Genomic DNA, 21266 nt, shown 5'->3' on the forward strand with positions numbered 1-21266 from the left:
GGTGAGGCTCAGAACGGTAGCGGTTGCAGATTCGGCTCCACCCAGCCGCGCCGGGCCCCGACCGAGAACAGCAGATCCTTGGACCAGTAGGCCAGGATCCAGTCCGGCCGGCCGAGCGGGGTGAGCAGCATGGCGTTAACCGCCTCGTGCAGCGGGACACTGGACGAGAGGCCGTCCAGAAAGGCGCGGGTGGCGCGGACCGAGGCCTGGGTGATGGTCTCGTGATAGCCCTCCGTGTCAGTGTTCCTCCCCCCGCGGGATTCGTTGTAGGCCGCGATCAGCCGGGGCATGTCGCGGGCGGCGTCCAGGTCCGGGCGTCGGCGGATGATCCAGGCCGCCGTGGCGAAATGGGCCGCATGGGTCCACTTCTCCTTGGGCAGCACGCAGGCGATCATGCCCTCGGCCAGCTCGGCGATCTCGGCCTCGCTGTCGAAATGGGCGCTGTAGTCCTTGGTCATGTCGAACTCCTTTTCGGGTTGGGGTCCGGCGGGGCGCGCAATGCAAAGACCCCGCCGAAGGGGGCGGGGCTTGGCCTTGCGTTGAACTCGGTGATGGAACTGAACGGCGCCGGTCTGCGCGCCTGGCTCACCCCACCCCGACCGCATGCGCCAGCACCGCCAGGACCCGTTGGTCCTGTTGCTGCTGGGTTACGGTCATGGTGCGGGTTGCGGCCATGGGCGATGCATAGCGCAGGTCGGCTGCGACGGGAAGCCAGGCCCGGGCGGGTGACAGGCTGAAGCGAGGCGACACAAATCGCGCATGATCCCCAGTCGGCGCGAACCGCCGACCTTCACCGCCGGGGGCGGCCGTGACGGCGGGCGGGAGCGGTTATCGCCGGGGCGAGTGGGACTGCGAACAGCGGGTCGAGATCGAGATGACCGCCGATGCGGCCGCCTTCCATATCCGCGAGCGCCTGACCGCGCTGAAGGCCGGCGCGGTGGTGTTCGATCGCGAGCGGCGGGACACGGTTCCTCGCACGATCATGGAGTGACCTCGGTCATAGAGCCCGTCACAGCCCCGTGCGATCTCGCAGCGTCGCCGGCCGTCGGGGAACGCCGTCATGTTTCGCCATTTCGCAGCCACCGCCCTCGCATTAACCACCGGCCTTGCGGCGCCCGCAGCGGCCCAGACGGCCGTATCCTGCGGCGCCAAGGCCCCGGCCGCCGGCGCCCTGGTGCGCGGGCCGGTGCTGCAGGTGATCGACGCCCGGACCCTGTGCGTCGCGCTGGGCCCCCTGCCCCAGGAATGGCTGCGGTTGAAACTGAGGCCCGCCAATGGCCCTCATGGCGGCGCCCAGGCCCTGTTCGCCCAGACGGTCTCCTGCCGTGTCGCCGCCCACGAAGCGGGCGCGCCATTGGCCGCCTGCGACGTCGTGGAGTCGAACGGAGCGACCCGCTTTTAGCCGCCGTACAGCGCCGCGTGTTCCTCCGCATAGGGCGCGTAGGATTCCTTCATCGACGCCCCGTTCAGCAGCATCGTCGCCAGCACCCGATCGCTCCCTGGCGCATAGAGCCGGGTCTTGACCCACAGGCTCTCTGTGCGGCGGCTGCCGGACAGGGCGACGATCTCGCGCTCCAGTTCGTAGGCCTCGGCGACGAACAGCGGCCCTTCGACCAGACGGATCTCCTGGTCGGCGAACAGGCCCACCACCGGCCCGCGGGTCGGAAAGCCGTCCTGCCGAGCGGTGTGCTGGAGCAGTACGCTGATCATCTCCATCGGGATGATCGGCCGGCCGAAGGGCGAGCCCTCGCCGGTAGCGTAGAGCGGCGAAGGTTCGGTGATCACCTTCAGCTTGTCGGCCAGGCTGAAGGGGTAGAGGGCGCCCATGTGCTGGTCCATGCCCATGGCGACGCTCTGGCGCCCGGTCTTCATGCCGACGTGGACTTCGCGCAGGATCACCGGGTCGGCCAGGGGCTCCAGGCCCGCCAGCCGCACCTCCAGAGCGGTCGGCGCGGCGTCGGGGCCGACCGACGCCGTGCCGCGCAAAACCTCGGTCCCGTCGCGCTTTTCCATGCGGATCGCCACGTGGGCCGCGCCGGCCCGAGGCTTTTCCAGGATGGCGCGCACCTCTTCGCCCTCGAACACGGCGTTGCGATAGTGGGCCGAGATGCAGCCCTGCTCGAACCAGCGCTGGCCCCAGGCCGCCTCGCCCAAGGGCGCGAACTGGCTGAAATGGGTCGGCCCCTCGATCGTGCCGCCCTTGAAGCCCAGCTTCTGCGCCGTGGCGTCGTCATGGATCGAAGCGTGGTGGTCGTATTCCTGGGCCGCCAGCATCTGCCGCGGCGCCCGCCACGGCCCGGCCAGGGCCTCGCCCAGATCCTCGATGGCGCTGTCGAAATGGGTCTGGGTCATAGGTTTCTCCGTCGGGCAGGCAGGGACTTCATTCATTGTCCTTGATGCTGACGCAAGGGCGCCGGCTATGGTTCCGCAAAAGCCGGCCGACAGGAGAGACGCGCCATGAGCCTGACCAACCACCGCTGGGTGCTGCGCCATCGGCCGCACGGCGAGATCAAGCCCACCGACCTCGACTATGTGGCCGAGCCGGTGCGCGACCTGGCCGAGGGCGAGGTCTTGATCCGCAACGTCTATCTGTCGCTGGATCCGACCAACCGGATCTGGATGAGCGACATGGAGCAGTACATGCCGCCGGTGGAGATCGGCTCTCCCATGCGCGGCGGGACCATCGGGGTGGTCGAGGCCTCGCGCTCGGCCCACTTCAAGCCGGGCGACATCGCCTCGCCCGGCCTCGGCGCCTGGGAGGCCTACACCATCGCCCATGAAACCATGGCGCGGCCCATGGCCCCGCCGCCCGGCGCGCCCCTGACCGCCATGATGAGCGTTCTCGGCCTGACCGGGCTCACCGCCTATTGCGGCACGGTGTTCATCGGTGATCCCAAGCCCGGCGAGACCATGGTGGTCTCGGCCGCCGCCGGGGCGGTGGGCTCGATCGCAGGCCAGATCGGCAAGCTGCGCGGCGCGCGGGTGATCGGAATCGCCGGCGGGCCGAAGAAGTGCGCCTGGCTGACCGAGGAGCTCGGCTTCGATGGCGCCATCGACTACAAGGCCGGCGATGTCGGCGCGGCCCTCGACCGGCTGTGCCCGAATGGCGTCGACGTCAATTTCGAGAACGTCGGCGGCGAGATCATGGACGCGGTGTTCTCGCGCATGAACAAGTTCGGCCGCATGGCCCTTTGCGGCATGATCTCGGGCTACAATAGCCGGGAGACCATGCCGGGGCCGAGCGATTTCGGGCGCATCCTGATGCGCAGCCTGACGGTGAAGGGCTTCATCGTCATCGACTACATGCCGCGGTTCGGCGAAGCGATCGCCGAGCTGGCTCCGTGGGTGCTGCAGGGGCGCATCAAGTGGAAGGCGCACGTGGTCGACGGGCTGGAGAACGCGCTATCGGCCCTGAACCGGCTGTTCACCGGCGACCACGACGGCAAGCTTCTGGTGCGGATCTCACCCGAGCCCTGAGGCCACCGCGCCCCTGATCCGCATCACCGGAGCGAAGGCGCCGTCCAGCGGGCGGGCGAAGTCGAGCGCCAGGTCCGGCCCGGCCTGGACCAGTCGAACCGGCGCGCCGCTGTCCAGGCGCCTGACCTCGCCGGCCAGGGTCAGGTCGCGGATCAGGATGCGTTCGCCGGTCGGACGGCCGAGCAGGGTCAGGTAGAGGTCGCCGCTCTTGACCGTGAACCGGACCGGCATGCCCTGGTCGGTCACCGCCTCGGCCCGGACCCAGGGCTGCGAGCCATAGATCGCCTCGCCGTGCGCGCCCAGCCAGTCGCCGAAGGCCTTCAGCCGCCGCGCCTGGGGTTCCGGGATGGTCCCATCGGCCATCGGGCCGACGTTCAGCAGCAGGTTGCCGTTCTTGGCCACCCCGTCGATGAAGTCACTGATCAGGGTCTCGGACGAGGCGTAGTCGTCCTCGGTGTCGTTGCGGTTGAAGCCGAAGGAATGGCTCATGCCGCGCGTCGCCTCCCACTTCTTGGCCTGGATGTCGGGGAAGCGCGCATATTCCGGCGTGCGGAAGTCGCTGTGCGGCACGGGCGGGGGAATGATCCCCTGAACCGCGTCGGGACTTTCCAGCATCCTCTTCTTGATCCGAGCGTCCAGCGCCCGCCGCGCCGGCTTCAGGCGGAGCGCCAGGCTGGCCAGGTCGGCGGCGCGCCAGCGGTCGTTCACCACGCCCTCGGGGACGGCGTTGTAGTAGTCGGCGAACAGGGCGTTCAGCCGGGCCTGGTCGGTGGGCCAGGCGATGTCGTTCCACAGCACGCTGGGCTCGTAGCGCTCGATCAGCTCGCGGGTCTGCGCCTCGGCATAGGCCGGATAGCGGCCGCCGGGCAGAGAGCCCATGAAATCGGCCAGGGTCAGGATCGGGCGGCGGTTGAAGGTCCAGTCGATGCCGCCGGAATAATAGACCCCGAACCGCATCCCCTGGGCGCGGACCGCCGCGGCCAGCTCCCCGACGATGTCGCGCGTCGTGCTCCAGCCTGTCTGCTTGGGATTGCGCACGCCGCTGGGCCAGAGGCAGAAGCCGTCATGGTGCTTGGTCACCAGCACCACATAGAGCGCGCCGGCGTTCCGGAAGCTCTCGGCCCAGGCGGCCGGGTCCCACGCCTTCAGCCCCTCGATGAACGGCTCCCGGAACGCCTCGTAGGGCGCCGCGCCATAGGTCTTTGCATGGAACTCGGCCGAGGGCGTGCCGGGCACCTTGATCGCGTTGGCGTACCACTCGGTATAGGGGGTCATGGCCACCGCGCGGTCGTAGTCGGTCTTGAACGCGTCGGAGATCGAACCCAGCCTGGCGGCGAAGGCCGGAATGGCCCACAGGCCCCAGTGGATGAAGATCCCGAACTTGGCCTGGTCGTACCAGGCCGGCAGCGGCCGCGCGTTCAGCGACTCGAGCGTCGGCGCCCAAGGCCCCATTCTTCCCTCCCTTGCCCGTTCTCGGCCGCGTGAGGGGATTTCCCGCCGCGACGCATTGTGATCATCTGTAATCTTGCCGCCGCGGGGCCGAAAACGGGACCCCAGATCAAAAATGAGCGGCGCGGGGGAGGGGCGGTGATGAAGCGATCCTGGGCGCTGTTTCTGGCCGGCTGCGCGGCGATCCTGTCGGGCTGCTTTCTGGCCCATTTCACCCAGACCGCCGGCGGGGTGCGCATCGAGGACGTGCGCTTCACCGGGACCGGCGGCGCGCCGATGAGCGCCCTGCTCTACATCCCGCCCAACGCCACGCCGAAGACCCCGGCGCCAGGCGTCCTAGCGGTGCACGGCTACATCAATTCGCGCGAGACCCAAGATGGCTTCGCCATCGAGTTCGCCCGCCGCGGCTATGTGGTGCTGGCGCTAGACCAGACCGGCCACGGCTACAGCGGCGGCTTCGCCGGCCAGAACGGCTTCGGTGGGCCGGATGGGCTGAAATACCTGCGCGGGCTCGATGTCGTCGATCCAGCCAATATCGGGCTGGAAGGCCATTCGATGGGCGGCTGGACCATCCTCGCCGCCGCCAAGGCCATGCCGGACGGCTATCGCGCCGCGGTGCTGGAGGGCTCCTCGACCGGCCTGCCCTTCGCCGCCCCCGGAACGCCCGGCTGGCCGCGCAACCTGGCTGTGGTGTTCAGCCGCTATGACGAGTTCGGCTGGCTGATGTGGAACACCCTGCAGCCCGGCCGTGTCGGCGAAAGCCCCAAGCTGATGCAGCTGTTCGGGGCTACAGCGCCGGTTATCACAGGCCGTGACTATGGCGATCTGGCCGCCGGAACCGCGCGACGGCTCTACCAGCCCCGGACCACCCATCCGGGCGACCACTTCTCGCCCGAGGCGATCGGCGACGCCACCGACTGGTTCGCCCATACCCTGAAGGGCGGGACCCCGCGTCCGGCCAGCGACCAGATCTGGCTGTTGAAAGAGATCGGGACGGGAATCGCCCTTCTCGGCGTCGTCGCCCTGATGCTGGGGGCCTTCGACCTGCTCCTGGGCCTGCCGGCCTTCGCCGTCTTGGCCCAGCCGGCGGCCGGGGCGCGGGAGCGACGGGACGGGGCCTGGTGGGCCGCCTTCGTTTTGACCACCGCGATCCCGGCGATCAGCTTCTACGTTTTCATGTTCATCGGCGCCCAGGCTTTCAAGCCGAACGTGCTGTTCCCCCAGAGCATCACCAACCAGATCCTGACCTGGGCCTTGCTCAACGCCGCCATCACCCTGCTCTTGGGCCTGATGCTGCCGCGCGGGGATAAGAGCGCGCCGGACCGCTGGCCGGCGGCGATGGGGATCGCACTCGCCACGGTAGGGACCGGTTACGCAGCGCTCCTGGCCGCCGACTTCCTGTTCAAGCTCGACTTCCGCTTCTGGATCGTGGCGTTGAAGCTCTTGAGCCTCGCCCAGTTCAAGGCTTTCCTGGCCTATCTGGTCCCCTTCACCGCCTTCTTCCTCGTCAGCCTCAGCGCCCTGCAGCGCAGCCTGACCGTGCGCGGAGACGGGCGCCTCGCGACCTACGCCACGGCCATCGGGGCCATGAGCCTGGGCTTTTTGATCTTCGTCGTGGCGCAATACGTCCCGCTGTTTCTCACCGGACACCTGCCGGTCCCGATGGAGGCGCTGAATGCGATCATCTCGCTGCAGTTCCTGCCCGTCCTGGCCGTGGTCGGGCTGATCGCCGCCTTCACCGCCCGTCGTACGGGCTCGGCGCTCCCGGGCGCCCTGATCTGCAGCCTGTTCGTCACCTGGTACGTGGTCGCGGGCACGGCTACCCAATATGGCGGGCCGCTCTGACAGGTATTGCAGGGGAGAAATCCGAATCCGATTGCTTTGCCCAACTATTGAGCAAAACTGTCACACGAGATGACCCGGGCGCGCCGGCCACGAGGACCGGCGCGGACAAGTGGTCACCGATGGGAAGGAACGGTGGAGGGCGCCATGGAGACCACGCGCAGAGAAGCTATGAGTTTGGCGGCGGGAGCGGCGGCGGTCGCAGCTCTGGCGGGTGCAGGAACCGCCGCGGCGGCCCGTGATTTCGGCAGCCCGGTCAAGACCCTGTTCTGGACCGCGGCGATCACCCCCTGCGACAAGAACCTGAAGTTCGATCCCGGCGCCTTCCGCGACGTGCTGGCCTGGTTCAAGCACCAGGGCGCCGACGGCATCGTGGTCTTGGGCACCAGCGGCGAGTACCCGTCCTTCTCCGTGGCCGAGCGCAAGCTGATCGCCGAGACGGCGCTGAAGGATAAGCTGGGGATGAACATCATCGTCGGCCCCGGCACGCCGAACTTCCCTGAGACCCTGGAGCTGGCCCAGCACGCCCAGGACCACGGCGCCGACGGGCTTCTGGTGATCCCGCCGTTCTACTATCCGGACCCGCCGACCGAGGGCCTGGTCCGTTATTATTCGATGCTGTTCGACCAGGTACGGATCCCGATCAACCTCTACCACATCCCCGGCAACAGCCATGTGAAGATCTCACACGACCTGATCCGGGCGCTGATGCACTATCCGAACCTGGCGGGGATCAAGGATTCCACCGGGGATCCGGCCGGCTACGCCGCCTTTGTTGCGGCCTTCCCCGAGCTGAACATGCGCAGCGGCACCGGCAACAACCTGGAGATCGCCCTGGAGCACGGCATGGGCGCCATCCTGATGGAGGGCAATGTCTTCACCAAGCAGTGCGCCGACGTGTTCACCGCCTATAGGGCCAAGCAGGACTACAAGCCCGCCCTGGCGCGGCTTCGCGCCGCCGAGGCTTCCATGCGCGAGGCGGGGATCTATTCCTTCGGGCCGATGAAATACGCCCTCAGCGTCCAGATGGGCGCGCCGCAGTTCTACCAGCGCCCGCCGCACGCGGACGCCACCGACCAGCAGAAGACCATGCTGCGGGCCGCGCTCGACCAGATGAAGAACCTGGCCTGACCAAAGGCCCGGGTGAGCGGGATGAGGAAAAGTGCAATGCGGTTTTCCGCCCGCATCCCGCTCTCAACTCTAGATTCGATCACGCTTCGTGATCGAGGGGGAAGAAGCGTATGAAAGCGACCCTGTTCGGGGGCCTCGCGGCCGCCCTGTTCGCGACCACGGCCCTGGCCCAGACGGCTGCGCCAGCGACGGGAGATGTCGAGTGGACCACCTATGCCGGCGATCTCTCCGGCAGCCGCTACAAGCCGCTGGACCAGATCAACGCCGCCAACTTCTCCAAGCTGGAAGTGGCCTGGCGGTTCAAGACTGACAGCCTGGGCAACCGGCCGGAGTTCAAGCTGGAGGGCACGCCGCTGGAGGTGGGCGGGGTGCTCTACACCACCGCCGGCACCAGGCGCGCGGTGATCGCCCTCGATGCGGCCACCGGAGAGCTGCTCTGGGTCCACGGTGAGCATGAAGGCGCGCGCGGGGCCGCCGCGCCGCGGCAACTTTCCGGCCGCGGCCTCGCCTATTGGAGCGACGGCGACGAGAAGCGGATCCTCTACGTCACGCCGGGCTACCGGCTGATCGCCCTCGACGCCAAGACCGGCCAGCCGGTCCCGGGCTTCGGCGATCATGGCGTGGTGGATCTGAAGCTCGACTTCGACCAGACCATCCGCCCCGACATCACCACCGGCGAGGCGGGCCTGCATGCGACCCCGCTGGTGGTCGGCGACAAGGTGATCGTCGGGACCGCCTTCCGCGAAGGCTTCACGCCCGAGCACATGAACAACAACAAGGGCTATGTGCGCTGCTTCGACGTGCATACGGGCAAGCGGCTGTGGACCTTCCACACCATCCCGAAGAAGGGCGAGTTCGGCTACGACACCTGGCTGAAGGGTTCGGCGGACACCACCGGCAACACCGCGGTGTGGACCCAGATGTCGGCCGACCCGGCGCTGAACCTGGTCTATCTGCCGGTGGAATCGCCGACCAGCGACTTCTATGGCGGCCAGCGGCCGGGGGCAGGCCTGTTCGGCGACAGCATCGTCGCGGTCGACTTGACCACCGGCGAGCGCAAGTGGCACTTCCAGCAGATCCATCACGAGATCTGGGACTACGACAACTCCTCGGCTCCGCTGCTGATGGACATCACGGTCGGCGGCAAACCGATCAAGGCCCTGGCCCAGCCGACCAAGCAGGGCTTCCTCTATGTGTTTGACCGCACCACCGGCAAGCCGGTCTGGCCGATGCCGGAGACGGCGGTGCCGAAGGGCGACGTGCCGGGCGAGTGGTACGCCCCGACCCAGCCGATCCCGACCAAGCCCAAGGCCTATACCCGCAACGGCGTTTCCGAGGCCGACCTGATCGACTTCACCCCCGATCTGCACAAGAAGGCGATGGAGGTGGTCAAGAACTACAAAATGGGCCCCGTCTTCACCCCGCCGGTGGTTTCCAAGCTGCCGGGGCCGCTGGGGACCCTCAACATGTCCGCCTCCGGCGGCACCAACTGGCCGGGCGGGTCCTTCGACCCCGAAACCCACATCGCCTATGTCTACGCCTGCAATTCCTGCATCGAATCCATCGGCATGCAGAAGCCGCCGCCCGGCATGAGCGACATCGATTGGGTGGTGGGCGAGGCCGGCCAGGCGGTGCAGATGATCCGCGGGCCGGGCGAGAACGCCGGCGCCGACGCTCCGCCGCCATCCAAGATCCCCACCGGCGGCGGCTATCACACCCTGAACGTCGACGGCCTGCCGATCCTGAAGCCGCCCTATTCGACCATCAGCGCCATCAACCTCGATACCGGCGACATCCTCTGGCAGATCCCGCATGGGGAAACGCCGGATTTCGTGCGCAACAACCCGGTGCTGAAGGGGCTCAACGTCCCGCGCACCGGCCAGACCGGCTACACCATCGGCACGCTGGTGACCAAGTCGCTGGTGATCGCGGGCGACTCCATGGTCACCACCACGCCGGAGCATCCGCGCGGCGCCATGCTCAGGGCCTATGACAAGACCAACGGCAAGGAGGTCGGAACGGTGTGGATGCCCGCGCCCCAAAGCGGCTCGCCCATGACCTATACGGTGAACGGGCGGCAGTTCCTGGTGGTGGCGGTCTCGGGCGGCAACTATTCGGGCGAATATATCGCCTATGCCCTGCCGGCGGCCGACAAGTAGGACGGTGCGCATGAAACGCCTGGCGAAGGCCGTCGCGCTCGGCGGCGCGGCGGCGGCGGGGGTGCTGGCCCTGGTGGTGCGCGCGCCCCTGGCCGAGGACGGCTCCAAGACCACCTGGGACGGGATCTATACCGAGGCCCAGGCCCAGCGGGGTCAGGCCGCCTATACGGCCAGCTGCATGAAGTGCCATGGCCCGCAACTCACCGGCACCGGCGAGGCCAAGCCCCTGGCCGGGCCGGAGTTCCTGTCCAGCTGGAGCGGGCTCACCATGGGCGACCTGTTCGATCGGGTCCGCACCACCATGCCGCTGGACGCGCCCAAATCGCTGGACGCCCAGTCCTATGCCGACATCCTGGCCTATGTCCTGAAGTTCAACGGCTTTCCTGCCGGCCAGGGCGAGCTGGACCGCCGGGCCGAGGTGCTGGCTGGCGTTCGTATCGAGGCCTTCAAGCCCCAGGCGCGGGCGGCGCCGGCCTCGCCAGTCTCGGCCGCGGCGGCGGACACCCCTGCAGGCGCCAATGACGCGCCCAACCCCTACGTGACCGAGACCGGGTTTCTGCAACTGCCGCCTGGGCGGGCCATGGGCTCGACCAGCGCCGTGGCGGTGGACAGCCAGGGCCACATATGGGTCGCCGACCGCTGCGGGGCCAACGACTGCGCGGGGAGCACGCTCGACCCGATCATGGAGTTCGCCTCCGATGGCCGCTTCATCAGGGCTTTCGGCGGCGGCATGCTGCTGTTCCCGCACGGCCTGTTCATCGACGCCCAGGACCATATCTGGATCACCGACGGCCACGCCGCGCCTGGCAAGGGCGCGGACGTCCTGGAATTCGGCCAGGATGGAAAGCTGATCCGCACCCTCGGCAAGCCTGGGGTCTCGGTCGCCGGACCGGACAGTTTCGCCCAGCCCAATGCGGTGCTGGTGGCGCCCGACGGGACCATCTTCGTCGCCGACGGCCATGATGTAGAGCGGCACGTCGCCCGCATCGTCAAGTTCTCGCCCGATGGCCGCTTCTTGACGCAGTGGGGCGAACCCGGCGCCGCGGCCGGCCAGATGGACGTGCCGCACACCCTGGCCATGGATTCCAAGGGCCGCCTTTTCGTCGGCGACCGCTGGAACAACCGGGTCGACATCTACGACCAGAACGGCAAGCTACTGGACGCCTGGAGCCAGTTCAGCCGGCCCAGCGGCGTCTATATCGACCGCAACGACGTGCTCTATGTCTCGGATTCGGAATCGCGCACGCCCGAGGGCTATGGCCACCACCCCGGGTGGAAGCGCGGCGTGCGCGTCGGCAGCGCCGTGACCGGCAAGGTCACCGCCTTCATCCCCGATACCTACGCCACCCCCGACAAGACCGCCACCAGCGGGGCCGAAGGGATCTGGGTCGACCCCCACGGCGTCATCTATGGCGGCCAGGTGGGGCAGCGGGCGGTGGTGCGCTACCGGTTGGCGGCGCACTGAGGCCTGGGATCAGGCCGCCGCGGCTTCGCCGGCCACCACACGCGAGACGGCGTTGACCACCGAGGCGATGCGCAGCGCCGCCTGGATGGCGGTGTTGGCCATGCCGTGCTTCTTCAGTTCGACTTCGTGGGCGTCGATGCACATGCCGCAGCCGTTGATGGCCGAGACGGCCAGCGACCACAGCTCGAAGTCCAGCTTCTCCACGCCCGGATTGGCGATGATGCTCATGCGCAGGCGCGCCGGCAGGGTGCGGTACTCGGCGTTCTGCATGATGTGCAGCGAGCGGTAATAGACGTTGTTCATGCCCATGATCGCCGCGGCGGCCTTGGCCCCGGTCTTGGCTTCCTCGCTGAGGCCGGCTTCGGCCGCGGCGGCTTCGCAGGCCTTGACCACAGCCGGGACGCCGATCGCATGGGCGGAGGCGACGAAGCAGCCCCACTTCTGCTGGTCGGTCAGCAGGGTCTCGCCCGCCAGGGTCGAGAGGTTCAGGCTGAGGTCCTTGGCGTAGGCCGGCAGGGTTTCGCGAAGCGCGTCGAGGGACATAGGGGATCTCCGGGCGAGACGGTCTTTTCTATGGGGCCATAAGAGCCCTTCCGTCTCGCGCCGGGAAGGGCGGCCGTTCATAGAGCATGATCGGCTCAGAATGAACCATTCCACACAAAATTATTACCTCTATATCGCCGATCATGGGATCAATGACCCCGCGATCGGCGATATCGCAGAAGGCGGCTCCTCAGGCGGCCTTCAAGGTCTCACCGCCCACCGCGCGGTTGCAGGGGCAGAGTTCGTCCGTCTGCAGGGCGTCGAGCACGCGCAAGGTGTCGGCGGGGTTGCGGCCAACGCTGAGGCTGGTGACATAGACGTGCTGCACCACCCCATGCGGATCGACGATCAGGGTGGCGCGCTGGGCCACGCCTTCCTCTTCGTCCAGCACGCCGAGCGCGCGGGCGAAGCGGCCTCCGTTGTCGGCGAAATTCCAGATCGCCAGGTGGTTCAGGTCGGCATGGTCGCGCCGCCAGGCCAGTTTGACGTGTTCGTTGTCGGTCGAGCCACCCAGCACCACCGCGTCGCGGTCGGCGAAGTCCCTGTTCAGGCGGGCGAACTCGGCGATCTCGGTCGGACAGACGAAGGTGAAGTCCTTGGGATAGAAGAAGATCACCTTCCACTGGCCGGGGAAGCTCTCGTTGGTCACCTCTTCGAAGGCGCTGACGCCGCCTTCCTCGTGGCGCATGAACTTGGGCTTCACGCCCACGATCTTGAATTCAGGCAGTTTTTGACCGACGCCGATCATTGGCTCTTACTCCGTGGCTACATTGCGTTTGGGGAGGAGGGCGTCGCCGCCCTGCGCAGGCGTGGAGATAGGGCCGGCCTTGGGATAAATCCAATCGATAATATCTTCCTATTTGATAGATCATATTTATACTGAGGTCATGCTTCCGACCCTGCGCCAGTTGCAATATCTCAAGCTGCTCGACGACCACCGTTCGTTCAGCCGCGCGGCCGAGGCCGCCCACGTCACCCAGCCGACCCTGTCGGCCGGCATTCACGAACTGGAGAAGATCCTCGGCGCCCCGGTGGTCGACCGGGCCCGCTCGGGTGTGATCCTGACCTCGGTGGGCGAGGAGGCGGTGCGCCGCGCCGCCCAGATCCTGGCCCAGGCCGAGGATCTGGTGCAGGCCGCTAGCAGCGCCGGCCAGCCGCTGTCCGGCCGCTTCCGCCTGGGCGTAATCCCGACCATCGCCCCGTTCCTGTTGCCCCGCGCCCTGCCCGTGCTGCGCGATCGTTTTCCCAAACTGCGCCTGTTCCTGCGCGAGGACCTTACCCAGCGCCTGATCGCCTCGCTGAAGGGCGGGGCGCTGGACGCCGCCCTGATCGCCTTGCCCTATGACACCTCCGGCCTCGAAACCGAGCCGGTGGCTGTCGACGCCCTGGTGGCCGCGGTGCCGGCCGACCACCCCTTGAGCCAGCTCAAGGCCATAGCGCCGGAGCGGCTGGAAGGCGACGACCTGATCCTCCTGGAGGACGGCCACTGCCTGCGCGACCATGCCCTGGGCGCCTGCGGCCTGGAGCCGCCCCGCGGCGGGGCGGACGGCGCCTTCGCCGCCACCTCGCTGCCGACCCTCGTGCAGATGGTGGGCTCGGGCCTCGGGGTTTCGCTCTTGCCGGCCATGGCGGTGGAGGCCGGCCTGACCGAGCACGTGCCGGTCAGCATCCGCCCGCTCGACGCCCTCAAGCCCAGCCGCGAGATCGTGGTCTGTTGGCGCGCCGGTTCCAGCCGCCGCAGCGAAGGCAAACTCCTGGCCGAGACCCTGCGGGCGGCCTGAAACCCCTCACGCGATGTGGAAGCTGACGCGCCCCACGTCTTCGATCTCGCCCTCGACCTGATCGCCGGGGTTCAGCGGCCCGACCCCTTCGGGGGTGCCGGTAAAGATCAGGTCGCCCGCCTCCAGGCGCCAGAGGCGTGAGGCCTGGGCGATCACCTCGGCGACGCTCCAGATCATGTCGGACAGTTGCGCCTCTTGCCGCACCTCGCCGTTGACCGAGAGGCGGATCCCGCCCTTCGGGTGGCCGGAGCGGTCGACAGGGCGGATCAGGCCGATCGGGGCCGAGGCGTCGAAGGCCTTGCCGGCTTCCCAGGGCTGGCCCTTGTCCTTGGCCGCGTTCTGCAGGTCGCGGCGGGTCAGGTCCACGCCAGCGGCGTAGCCCCAGACCATGGCCAGGGCCTCGTCGGGCGACACGTCGGCCCCGTCCGCGCCCAGGGCCGCGACCAGCTCGATCTCGTGGTGCAGGTTTTTGGTCAGGCTCGGATAGGGGACAGGCAGGCCCGGCGGGACCAGGGCGTCGGCGGGTTTCTGGAAGAAGAACGGCCGGTCACGCTCGTCTCCGCCCATCTCCCGCCGATGGGCGGCGTAGTTGCGCCCGACGCAGAACACCCGGCGCACCGGGAAAAGGGCGGTCGAGCCCTCCACCGGCAGGGCCGGCTGGACCGGGGCGGGCAGGACATAGTGGGTCATGGAAACGCTCGTCTCAGGAAATTCAGGCGTCCAGCGGCCGGCCGCGGGTCTCGGGCAGCAGGAACAGCATCACCACCACGCTGATGGCGGTGAACACCACCGGATACCAGAGGCCGGCATAGATGTTCCCGGTCGCCGCCACGATGGCGAAGGCCGAAAAGGGGAGGAAGCCGCCGATCCAGCCGGTGCCGATATTATAGGGCAGGGACATGGCCGTGTAGCGGATGCGGGTGGGGAACAGCTCGATCAGGCAGGCCGCCAGAGGGCCGAACAGGGCGGTGGCGGCGACCACGAACACCATCAGGATGGCCAGCATCAGGGGCAGGTTCATCTGCGCCGGGTCGGCCTTGGAGGGATAGCCGGCGGCCTTCAGCGCCGCCTTCAGCCTGCCCTCGACGGCGCCGCGCACGGCCTTGGCCTGGTCCTTGGCGAGGCCCTTGGCGCTGGCCGAGGCGACCTCGACCTTGCCGACACGCACCACGGCGGGCGAGCCGGCCGGCGCCGCCTGGTTGGTATAGGAGACCCCGGCATTGGCCAGGGCGCTCTTGGCGATGTCGCAGGCGGACACGAACGAGGCCTTGCCGACGGGATCGAACTGCAGGGCGCAGTCGGCCGGGTCTGCCACCACCACCACCGTGTTCCGCGCCGAGGCCACGGCCAGGGCCGGATTGGCGGCGCGCTCCAGGGCGCGGAAACCCGGGAAGAAGAACACCAGGGCCAGGGTCATGCCGGCCAGCATCACCGGCTTGCGGCCCAGCCGGTCGGAGACCCGCCCGAACAGCACATAGAGCGGCGCGCTCGCGGCGACCACGACCATGATCACGAGGTTGATCGTCGCCGGGTCGACCTTGAGGAACTTCTCCATGAACACCTGGATGTAGAAGAAGCTGGTGTACCAGACCGCCCCCTGGGCGCTCATCATGGCGAAGAAGGCCAGCAGCACGAGCTTGAGGTTTCGCCACTGGCCGAAGGCTTCGGCATAGGGCGCCTCGCTGGCCTGGCCGGCTTCCTTGATGCGGCTGAAGGCCGGGCTTTCGTGCAGCTTCAGCCGCATCCACACCGAGATGGCCAGAAGCCCCATCGAGACCAGGAACGGAATGCGCCAGCCCCAGGCGGTGAAGGTCGCCTCGCCCAGAAGGTTGCGGCTCAGCCAGATCACGCCCAGGGCGCCGAACAGGCCGAAGGCGGCCGAGGTCTGCACCCAGCTGGTGTTCCAGCCGCGCCGCTCCGCGCGGCTGTGCTCGGCCACATAGACCACCGCCCCGCCATATTCGCCGCCGAGGGCGAAGCCCTGCACCACGCGAAGCAGGATCAGGAGGATCGGCGAGGCCATGCCGATCTGGGCGAAGGTCGGCAGCAGGCCGATGGCGAAGGTCGAGCCGCCCATCAGCGTCACGGTGACCAGGAACGCCCCCTTGCGTCCCAGTTGGTCGCCGATGCGCCCGAACACCAGGGCGCCGATCGGGCGAAAGGCGAAGCCGACGCCAAACAGGGCCAGGGCTGCGATATAGCCGGCGGTCTCGTTCAGCCCGGCGAAGAAGGTTTTGGAGATGACCTGGGTCAGGCTGCCGAAGATGAAGAAGTCGTACCACTCGAAGGCCGTGCCGGCCGAGGAGGCGGCCACCACCACGCCCATGGACGTGGGCGCGTGGCCCTTGTCGTCGACCCCGACCGCCGCCGCAGCAATTTCGGCCATACGCGAACTCTCCCCGTTTTATGCTGCTGTAACATCGGGGTGACGCAGGCGGAAGGCGGGCCGCCGCTCAGCCGCCGCGGGCGACGAACCAGCCGTTCTCGAAGCCCCGGTCCGCCTTGCCATAGCCGAGCGGCTCGCCCTCGGGGGTAGTCAGCGAACCACCGGCGGCCTCGAGCACCGCATGGCCGGCGGCGATGTCCCATTCCATGGTCGGACCATGGCGGGGATACAGATCGGCCCCGCCCTCGGCCACCACGCAGAGCTTGAGCGAGGAACCCATGCCCTGGCGCTCGGAAAAACCGTAGCGTTCGCGAAGCCGCGCCTCCTGTTCCGGCTTGATCGCCGAGGAGGTCAGGGCCACGAGCCGCGCACTCGGGGACCGCACGCGGACCAGCGATCCGCCGGCCTCGCCGGCCTGCCGCTTAAGGGCCCCCTGCGGCGCAGTGAACCAGACCTGGCCGGTGGCCGGAGCCATCACCGCCCCGGCGATCGGCCGGCCGCGCTCGATCAGGGCGATGTTGACGGTGAAATGGGCCTCGCCGCGGACAAAGGCGCGGGTGCCGTCCAAGGCGTCGACCAGGAAGAAGCGCGAGGCGATCGCCTTGGGCGGGCCGCCGGCCGCCGCCGAGGCTTCCTCCGCCACCACCGCCACGTCCGGAAAGTCAGCGGCGAGCGCTTGCAGGATCATCGCCTCGCCGCGGCGATCGGCCTCGGTGACCGGGCTGTCGTCGGCCTTCACGTCAACCGTGACGCCGGTGCGCCAGAAGGGCAGAATGACCGCACCCGCCGCTTCGGCTATCGCCGCCAGCCGGGCGCCCACGCCTTGATCGTTCGTCATAGGACCTCTCGACGCTCGATTTGGCATGTGGTCCAGGTTTGCGAAAGCGGCAAATCAGGACAGGCTTTGCGGCCTCATATGAGTAACGCCATGACCGATCCCATCGCCCCCTCCGCCGATGCCTCTCCTGCGCCCGAACCGCCGGCCCTCCCGGCCGAGGTCACCGCCAACGAACTGGCCTCGCACCTGGCCGCGCGCCTGTGCCACGACTTCATCAGCCCGGCCGGGGCCATCGTCTCGGGCCTCGATCTCCTGGAAGACCCGTCGGCCCAGGACATGCGCGAGGAGGCCATGGGCATGATCGCCGCCAGCGCCAACAAGCTGGTGGCCCTGATCAAGTACGACCGCATCGCCTTCGGCGGCTCGGCGGCGGCCGAGGTCTTCGACACCCGCGAACTGCTGGCCCTCAGCCAGGGAGTGTTCGCCGACATGCGCGCCAAGCTGGACTGGCAGGTGACCCAGCCAGGCCTGGACAAGCCGCCGGCCCGCGCGCTCCTCAACCTCTGCCAGATCGGCGCCGGCGCCCTGCCGGCTGGCGGCATGGTCCGGGCCGAGGCGGTGGAGAGCGACAGCGAAATCACCATCGTCATCGAGGCGTCCGGCCGCGCCCGGCTGCGCCAGGAAGTGATCGACGGGCTGGAGGGTCGACGGCTGTCGGAGGGCCGAACCGGCCACTGGGTCCAGGCCTACTATCTGAGGAAGCTGATCGACGACGCCGGCGGCGTTCTGGAAACCCAGAGCGAGGAAGCCCTGGTCACGCTGAGGGCGCGTTTCCCCAAACTTCTTGGGTAGAGCCAACGCCGGCCAAACCCTAACTTAACCTACCCCAGCCATACTCCCCGGATAGGTCCAGGCCTCGCCGGTTCGGATGAAAGGTCCGAGCCGAACAGGCCTTGAGTCATTCTTTGAGAGCGCGTCTGGCGGCGAAGCCGTGCCCCTGTGCGTTCTGGGAGCGCAGTCCGGTGAAGACCTGTCTGGTCGTCGACGACAGCCGGGTGATCAGAAAGGTCGCCCGCCGCATTCTTGAAGACCTGGGACTCGACGTGTCCGAGGCCGCCGACGGCATGGAGGCCATGGCCTGGTGCCGCACGGCCATGCCCGACGCCATCCTCCTGGACTGGAACATGCCGGTGATGGACGGGCTGTCCTTCCTGCGCGAGTTGCGGGCGGCGCCGTTCGGCGACGAGCCGGTGGTGGTGTTCTGCACCGTCGAGAACGACCCGGAGCGCATCCAAACCGCCCTGGAGGCCGGGGCGAACGAATACATCATGAAGCCCTTCGACGGCGACATCCTGGCCATGAAGATGGCCGAGGCCGGCGTCCTGGCCGAGGTCGGGGCATGAGGCTGGACGAGATCGATGCGGTCTGCCGCGGCGTGCGCGCGCAGTCGGGGGTCGAGCTGGACCCGACCAAGACCTATGTGCTGGAGACCCGCCTGGCGGCGGTGGCCCGGCGCGAGGGCTATGACGGGGTCGGCGACCTGATCGAGGCCATGCGCCTGGACGAGGGCGTGATGTGGCTGGCGACCGAGGCCCTGACCCACAGCGAGACCTGCTTCTTCCGCGACCGCACCCCGTTCCGCCATTTTCGCGACGAGATGCTGCCGAGCCTGATCGGCCGCCGAGACCGCCCCTTGAGAGTCTGGAGCGCGGGCTGCTCCACCGGCCAGGAAGCCTATTCCCTGGCCATGATGATCGACGAGGCGGCGGAGGCGGCGCCGGGGCTCAAGGTCGAGCTGTTCGCCTCGGACCTTTCCGAGCGGCGGCTGGAGAAGGCCCGCAGCGGGCTCTACACCCAGTTCGAGGTGCAGCGGGGTCTGCCGATCCGCCAACTGGTGCGGCGTTTCGAAAAGGTGGACGAGCTGTGGCAGGCCGGTTCGCGCCTGCGCGAGGTGGTCCGCTGGCGCAAGATCAACCTGATGGCCGAACTGAAGCCGGTCGGCCATTTCGACGTGATCTTCTGCCGCAACCTGATCTCGATGCTGGCGCCCGAATTCCGCGGCCCGGTGCTGGAAAAACTGGCCCGCGCCCTGACCGCCGACGGCTGGCTGGTGCTGGGCGCCGACGAGACGCCGAAGGGGCTCACAGACCAGCTGCATCCCGTAGCCGGCTGGCCCGGCGCCTTCGGCAAAAGCGCCGACGTCAGGGCGGCGGCCTGAGGGATCAGATACCGCCGCAGCCGTTTGGGGCGGGCGGCGGGTCTCAGTGAGACGCGGCGGCGTGCTGGGCGGTGACGTTCTGCACTTTGATGATGGCCGGGCCCAGGATCACCACGAACAGCACCGGCAGGAAGAACAGGATCATCGGCACGGTCAGCTTGGCTGGCAGAGCGGCCGCCTTCTTCTCGGCGGCGGCGAGGCGGAGTTCGCGGTTCTCCTTGGACATCACCCGCAGAGCCGCGCCAAGGGGCGTGCCGTAGCGCTCGGCCTGGACCATGGCCGTGCAGACCGACTTGATGCCGGCGTGGTTGACCCGCTTGGCCAGGCCCTCATAGGCAAGCCGACGGTCGGGCAGATAGGACAGCTCTGCGACCAGCAGCGACAGCTCTTCGGCCAGCTCGATCGAAGCCGAACCGACTTCCTGACCGACCTTCTGCAGCGCCGCCTCGATCGACATGCCGGATTCAACGCAGATCAGCAGCAGGTCGAGGGCGTCGGGAAAGGCGGCGACAATCGATTCGCGGCGCTTGGTGGCGATGTTCTTGATGTAGATGTTGGGCGCATAATAGCCCAGCGTCATGCCCCCGACCACGGCGCACAGCTTGGCCATCAGGGTCATGCCGAAGCCGTTGACCACGAAGAGGTAGAAGGCCGCGAACAGGGCGAAGGCGAACGGCGTGACGAAGCGGAAGAAATAGAAGGTGCTTACCGGCCGCGGGCCGCGGAAGCCCGCCTGGGCCAGGCTGTCCACCACCTTGGGATCTTCCAGCAGCCTGCTCAGATCCAGCCGGTCGACGATGGTCTTGTAGAGGCCGCTGTCGGTGCGGCGCAGCGAGTTCGGCTGCTGCTGGTTGCGCTGGGCCAGGGCCTCGCGCGAACGGCGGCGCAGCTCCTCGCGCCGATTGGCCACCGACTTCATCCGCCCTTCGAGGTCCGAGCGGCTCATCATCGGGCCGGCGATGGTCACGCCGGTGGCGAACACCACCGCGGCCGTGACGGCCATCAGGATATTGTCGGGATTGGTGAGGGTCTCGGCTATGCCCATGCGCCTGCCTCCCTCAGAACTTGAAGTTGATCATTTTGCGCATGACGTAGATGCCCGCCGACATCCAGATCGCGCCGCCCATCAGCATCATGTGACCGCGCGGGTCGGTGAACATGACCGACATGTAGGAGGGGGTGGTGACGGTGATCAGCACCACCACGCCGGGCGGCAGGCAACCGATGATCATGGCCGAAGCGGTGGCTTCCGACGACAGGGCCTTGATCTTCTCGCGCATCAGCTTTCGCGCGCGCAGCACGGTGGAGAGGTTGCCCAGGGCCTCGGCCAGATTGCCGCCGGTCTTCTGCTGGATCGCCAGGACGATGGTGAAGAAGCGCAGCTCGGAGGTGGGCATGCGCGCGTACATCTTCTCTAGCCCCTGGTCGATCGCGACGCCCATGGCCAGGTTTTCGACCAGGCCCTGGAACTCGGGGCCTAGGGGGGCGGGGCTCTCGCGGGCGATGATCTTCAGGCAGTCATGCACCGGCAGGCCGGACTTGATGCCGCGCACGATGATATCGATGGCGTCCGAGAAGTGCTCGATGAACCTCTTACGCCGGCGCCCCGCCAGAAAGCCGAGCACCCAGCGCGGCAGGCCCAGGCCGGCGGCCACCGGCGCGCCGAGCATGACGGGCCACGGCGCGCGCATGACGGCTGTGGCCCCGAGCGTGATCAGGGCCATGACGCCGCTGGCGATCCAGAACTGGCGGGCGCTGAACTCCAGGCCTGCCTGCCGCAGCATGCCGTCGATGGAGAGGGTGGCCTTGCGCTGGGCGCGCTCCTGCTCCTTCAGGTTCACCAGCAGTTGCTTGCGCCGGTTGGCCTGGTCGGTGGCCTTGGCCCGCTGGCTGCGCTCGATGCGGGCGCCGCCGCCGGCGCTGACCGCCTGGGCGCGCTTCATGGTCTTGGCGCCCGGCCCGTCATTGCCGGCGAAGGCGAAGCCGAGGCCCGCCACCACGACAAACCCCAGAAGCGCGACGAGGATGGTCAGCAGC

The 21266-nt window shown here is 68.2% G+C and carries 22 protein-coding genes; 11 read left to right on the top strand and 11 right to left on the bottom strand.

Annotated elements, in window-relative coordinates; all coding sequences use genetic code 11:
• Positions 1 to 8: 8 nt before the first annotated feature.
• Both KCG34_RS16785 and KCG34_RS16790 read right to left on the bottom strand, forming a co-directional pair.
• Positions 9 to 458, bottom strand: a complete 450-nt coding sequence (locus KCG34_RS16785) for a hypothetical protein (protein WP_211936776.1) — start codon at positions 456 to 458, stop codon at positions 9 to 11.
• A 127-nt stretch (positions 459 to 585) separates the two neighbouring features.
• Complete coding sequence (locus KCG34_RS16790; protein ID WP_211936777.1) at positions 586 to 750, bottom strand: hypothetical protein; 165 nt, start codon at positions 748 to 750, stop codon at positions 586 to 588.
• A gap of 58 nt (positions 751 to 808) precedes the next feature.
• On the opposite strand from KCG34_RS16790, the gene KCG34_RS16795 reads away from it, so the two are divergent.
• Together KCG34_RS16795 and KCG34_RS16800 are read left to right on the top strand one after the other, a co-directional pair.
• Positions 809 to 991 carry a hypothetical protein gene (locus tag KCG34_RS16795; RefSeq protein ID WP_211936778.1) on the top strand — a complete coding sequence of 61 codons (183 nt, stop codon included), beginning with the start codon at positions 809 to 811 and terminating at the stop codon, positions 989 to 991.
• A 69-nt stretch (positions 992 to 1060) separates the two neighbouring features.
• Positions 1061 to 1402 (top strand): hypothetical protein, encoded by a 342-nt coding sequence (locus tag KCG34_RS16800; RefSeq protein ID WP_211936779.1) that lies wholly within the window; start codon positions 1061 to 1063, stop codon positions 1400 to 1402.
• Here the strand turns inward: KCG34_RS16800 and KCG34_RS16805 are convergent.
• Positions 1399 to 2352: a hypothetical protein gene (locus tag KCG34_RS16805; RefSeq protein ID WP_211936780.1), complete on the bottom strand. Its 954-nt coding sequence runs from the start codon at positions 2350 to 2352 to the stop codon at positions 1399 to 1401. The genes KCG34_RS16800 and KCG34_RS16805 overlap by 4 nt on opposite strands.
• A gap of 105 nt (positions 2353 to 2457) precedes the next feature.
• Between KCG34_RS16805 and KCG34_RS16810 the strand changes: the two genes are divergently transcribed.
• A complete protein-coding gene (locus KCG34_RS16810; RefSeq protein ID WP_211936781.1) occupies positions 2458 to 3477 on the top strand; it encodes an NADP-dependent oxidoreductase in 1020 nt (339 codons plus the stop codon).
• Here KCG34_RS16810 and KCG34_RS16815 read toward each other — a convergent pair.
• Entirely contained in the window at positions 3463 to 4929 is a 1467-nt protein-coding gene (locus KCG34_RS16815) for an alpha-L-fucosidase (protein ID WP_211936782.1), read from the bottom strand. The two genes, KCG34_RS16810 and KCG34_RS16815, sit on opposite strands and share 15 nt — an antisense overlap.
• Positions 4930 to 5067: 138 nt before the next feature.
• Between KCG34_RS16815 and KCG34_RS16820 the strand changes: the two genes are divergently transcribed.
• The 4 genes from KCG34_RS16820 (at position 5068) to KCG34_RS16835 (ending at position 11523) form a co-directional block, all read left to right on the top strand.
• Positions 5068 to 6771, top strand: coding sequence for an alpha/beta hydrolase (locus KCG34_RS16820; protein WP_211936783.1), 1704 nt, complete (start codon positions 5068 to 5070; stop codon positions 6769 to 6771).
• Between the two features lie 168 nt (positions 6772 to 6939).
• Positions 6940 to 7899 carry a dihydrodipicolinate synthase family protein gene (locus KCG34_RS16825; protein ID WP_211936784.1) on the top strand — a complete coding sequence of 320 codons (960 nt, stop codon included), beginning with the start codon at positions 6940 to 6942 and terminating at the stop codon, positions 7897 to 7899.
• Between the two features lie 110 nt (positions 7900 to 8009).
• Positions 8010 to 10058 (top strand): pyrroloquinoline quinone-dependent dehydrogenase, encoded by a 2049-nt coding sequence (locus tag KCG34_RS16830; RefSeq protein ID WP_211936785.1) that lies wholly within the window; start codon positions 8010 to 8012, stop codon positions 10056 to 10058.
• Between the two features lie 10 nt (positions 10059 to 10068).
• Positions 10069 to 11523 (top strand): c-type cytochrome, encoded by a 1455-nt coding sequence (locus KCG34_RS16835; protein WP_211936786.1) that lies wholly within the window; start codon positions 10069 to 10071, stop codon positions 11521 to 11523.
• Between the two features lie 9 nt (positions 11524 to 11532).
• On the opposite strand, the gene ahpD is transcribed toward KCG34_RS16835, so the two are convergent.
• Together ahpD and KCG34_RS16845 are read right to left on the bottom strand one after the other, a co-directional pair.
• On the bottom strand, positions 11533 to 12066 hold the full coding sequence (ahpD, locus tag KCG34_RS16840; RefSeq protein WP_211936787.1) for an alkylhydroperoxidase, AhpD family: 534 nt from the start codon (positions 12064 to 12066) through the stop codon (positions 11533 to 11535).
• A 190-nt stretch (positions 12067 to 12256) separates the two neighbouring features.
• Positions 12257 to 12814, bottom strand: coding sequence for a peroxiredoxin (locus KCG34_RS16845; protein WP_211936788.1), 558 nt, complete (start codon positions 12812 to 12814; stop codon positions 12257 to 12259).
• A 139-nt stretch (positions 12815 to 12953) separates the two neighbouring features.
• Here KCG34_RS16845 and KCG34_RS16850 point away from each other — a divergent pair, with 139 nt between their 5' ends.
• Positions 12954 to 13847: a hydrogen peroxide-inducible genes activator gene (locus tag KCG34_RS16850; RefSeq protein WP_211936789.1), complete on the top strand. Its 894-nt coding sequence runs from the start codon at positions 12954 to 12956 to the stop codon at positions 13845 to 13847.
• Between the two features lie 6 nt (positions 13848 to 13853).
• Here the strand turns inward: KCG34_RS16850 and KCG34_RS16855 are convergent, their stop codons facing one another.
• The 3 genes from KCG34_RS16855 to cysQ all read right to left on the bottom strand — a co-directional run bounded on the left by KCG34_RS16855 (position 13854) and on the right by cysQ (position 17071).
• Positions 13854 to 14537, bottom strand: coding sequence for a fumarylacetoacetate hydrolase family protein (locus tag KCG34_RS16855; RefSeq protein ID WP_211936790.1), 684 nt, complete (start codon positions 14535 to 14537; stop codon positions 13854 to 13856).
• 22 nt (positions 14538 to 14559) lie between these two features.
• Entirely contained in the window at positions 14560 to 16233 is a 1674-nt protein-coding gene (locus KCG34_RS16860; protein ID WP_376788199.1) for an MFS transporter, read from the bottom strand.
• A gap of 67 nt (positions 16234 to 16300) precedes the next feature.
• Entirely contained in the window at positions 16301 to 17071 is a 771-nt protein-coding gene (gene cysQ / locus KCG34_RS16865; RefSeq protein WP_211936791.1) for a 3'(2'),5'-bisphosphate nucleotidase CysQ, read from the bottom strand.
• 90 nt (positions 17072 to 17161) lie between these two features.
• Between cysQ and chpT the strand changes: the two genes are divergently transcribed.
• From chpT to KCG34_RS16880, 3 genes are all read left to right on the top strand, one after another.
• The gene (gene chpT / locus KCG34_RS16870; RefSeq protein ID WP_305825976.1) at positions 17162 to 17863 is read left to right on the top strand and encodes a histidine phosphotransferase ChpT; all 702 of its coding nucleotides are present in this window, start codon (positions 17162 to 17164) and stop codon (positions 17861 to 17863) included.
• 170 nt (positions 17864 to 18033) lie between these two features.
• A complete protein-coding gene (locus KCG34_RS16875; protein ID WP_211936793.1) occupies positions 18034 to 18414 on the top strand; it encodes a response regulator in 381 nt (126 codons plus the stop codon).
• Positions 18411 to 19229 carry a CheR family methyltransferase gene (locus KCG34_RS16880; RefSeq protein WP_211936794.1) on the top strand — a complete coding sequence of 273 codons (819 nt, stop codon included), beginning with the start codon at positions 18411 to 18413 and terminating at the stop codon, positions 19227 to 19229. The genes KCG34_RS16875 and KCG34_RS16880 overlap by 4 nt, the downstream gene beginning before the upstream one ends.
• Before the next feature lie 43 nt (positions 19230 to 19272).
• On the opposite strand, the gene KCG34_RS16885 is transcribed toward KCG34_RS16880, so the two are convergent.
• A complete protein-coding gene (locus KCG34_RS16885; protein ID WP_211936795.1) occupies positions 19273 to 20274 on the bottom strand; it encodes a type II secretion system F family protein in 1002 nt (333 codons plus the stop codon).
• Positions 20275 to 20287: 13 nt separating this feature from the next.
• Complete coding sequence (locus KCG34_RS16890) at positions 20288 to 21265, bottom strand: type II secretion system F family protein (RefSeq protein ID WP_211940864.1); 978 nt, start codon at positions 21263 to 21265, stop codon at positions 20288 to 20290.
• Position 21266 lies beyond the last annotated feature (1 nt).

Source organism: Phenylobacterium montanum (assembly GCF_018135625.1).
Classification (GTDB): domain Bacteria; phylum Pseudomonadota; class Alphaproteobacteria; order Caulobacterales; family Caulobacteraceae; genus Poindextera; species Poindextera montana.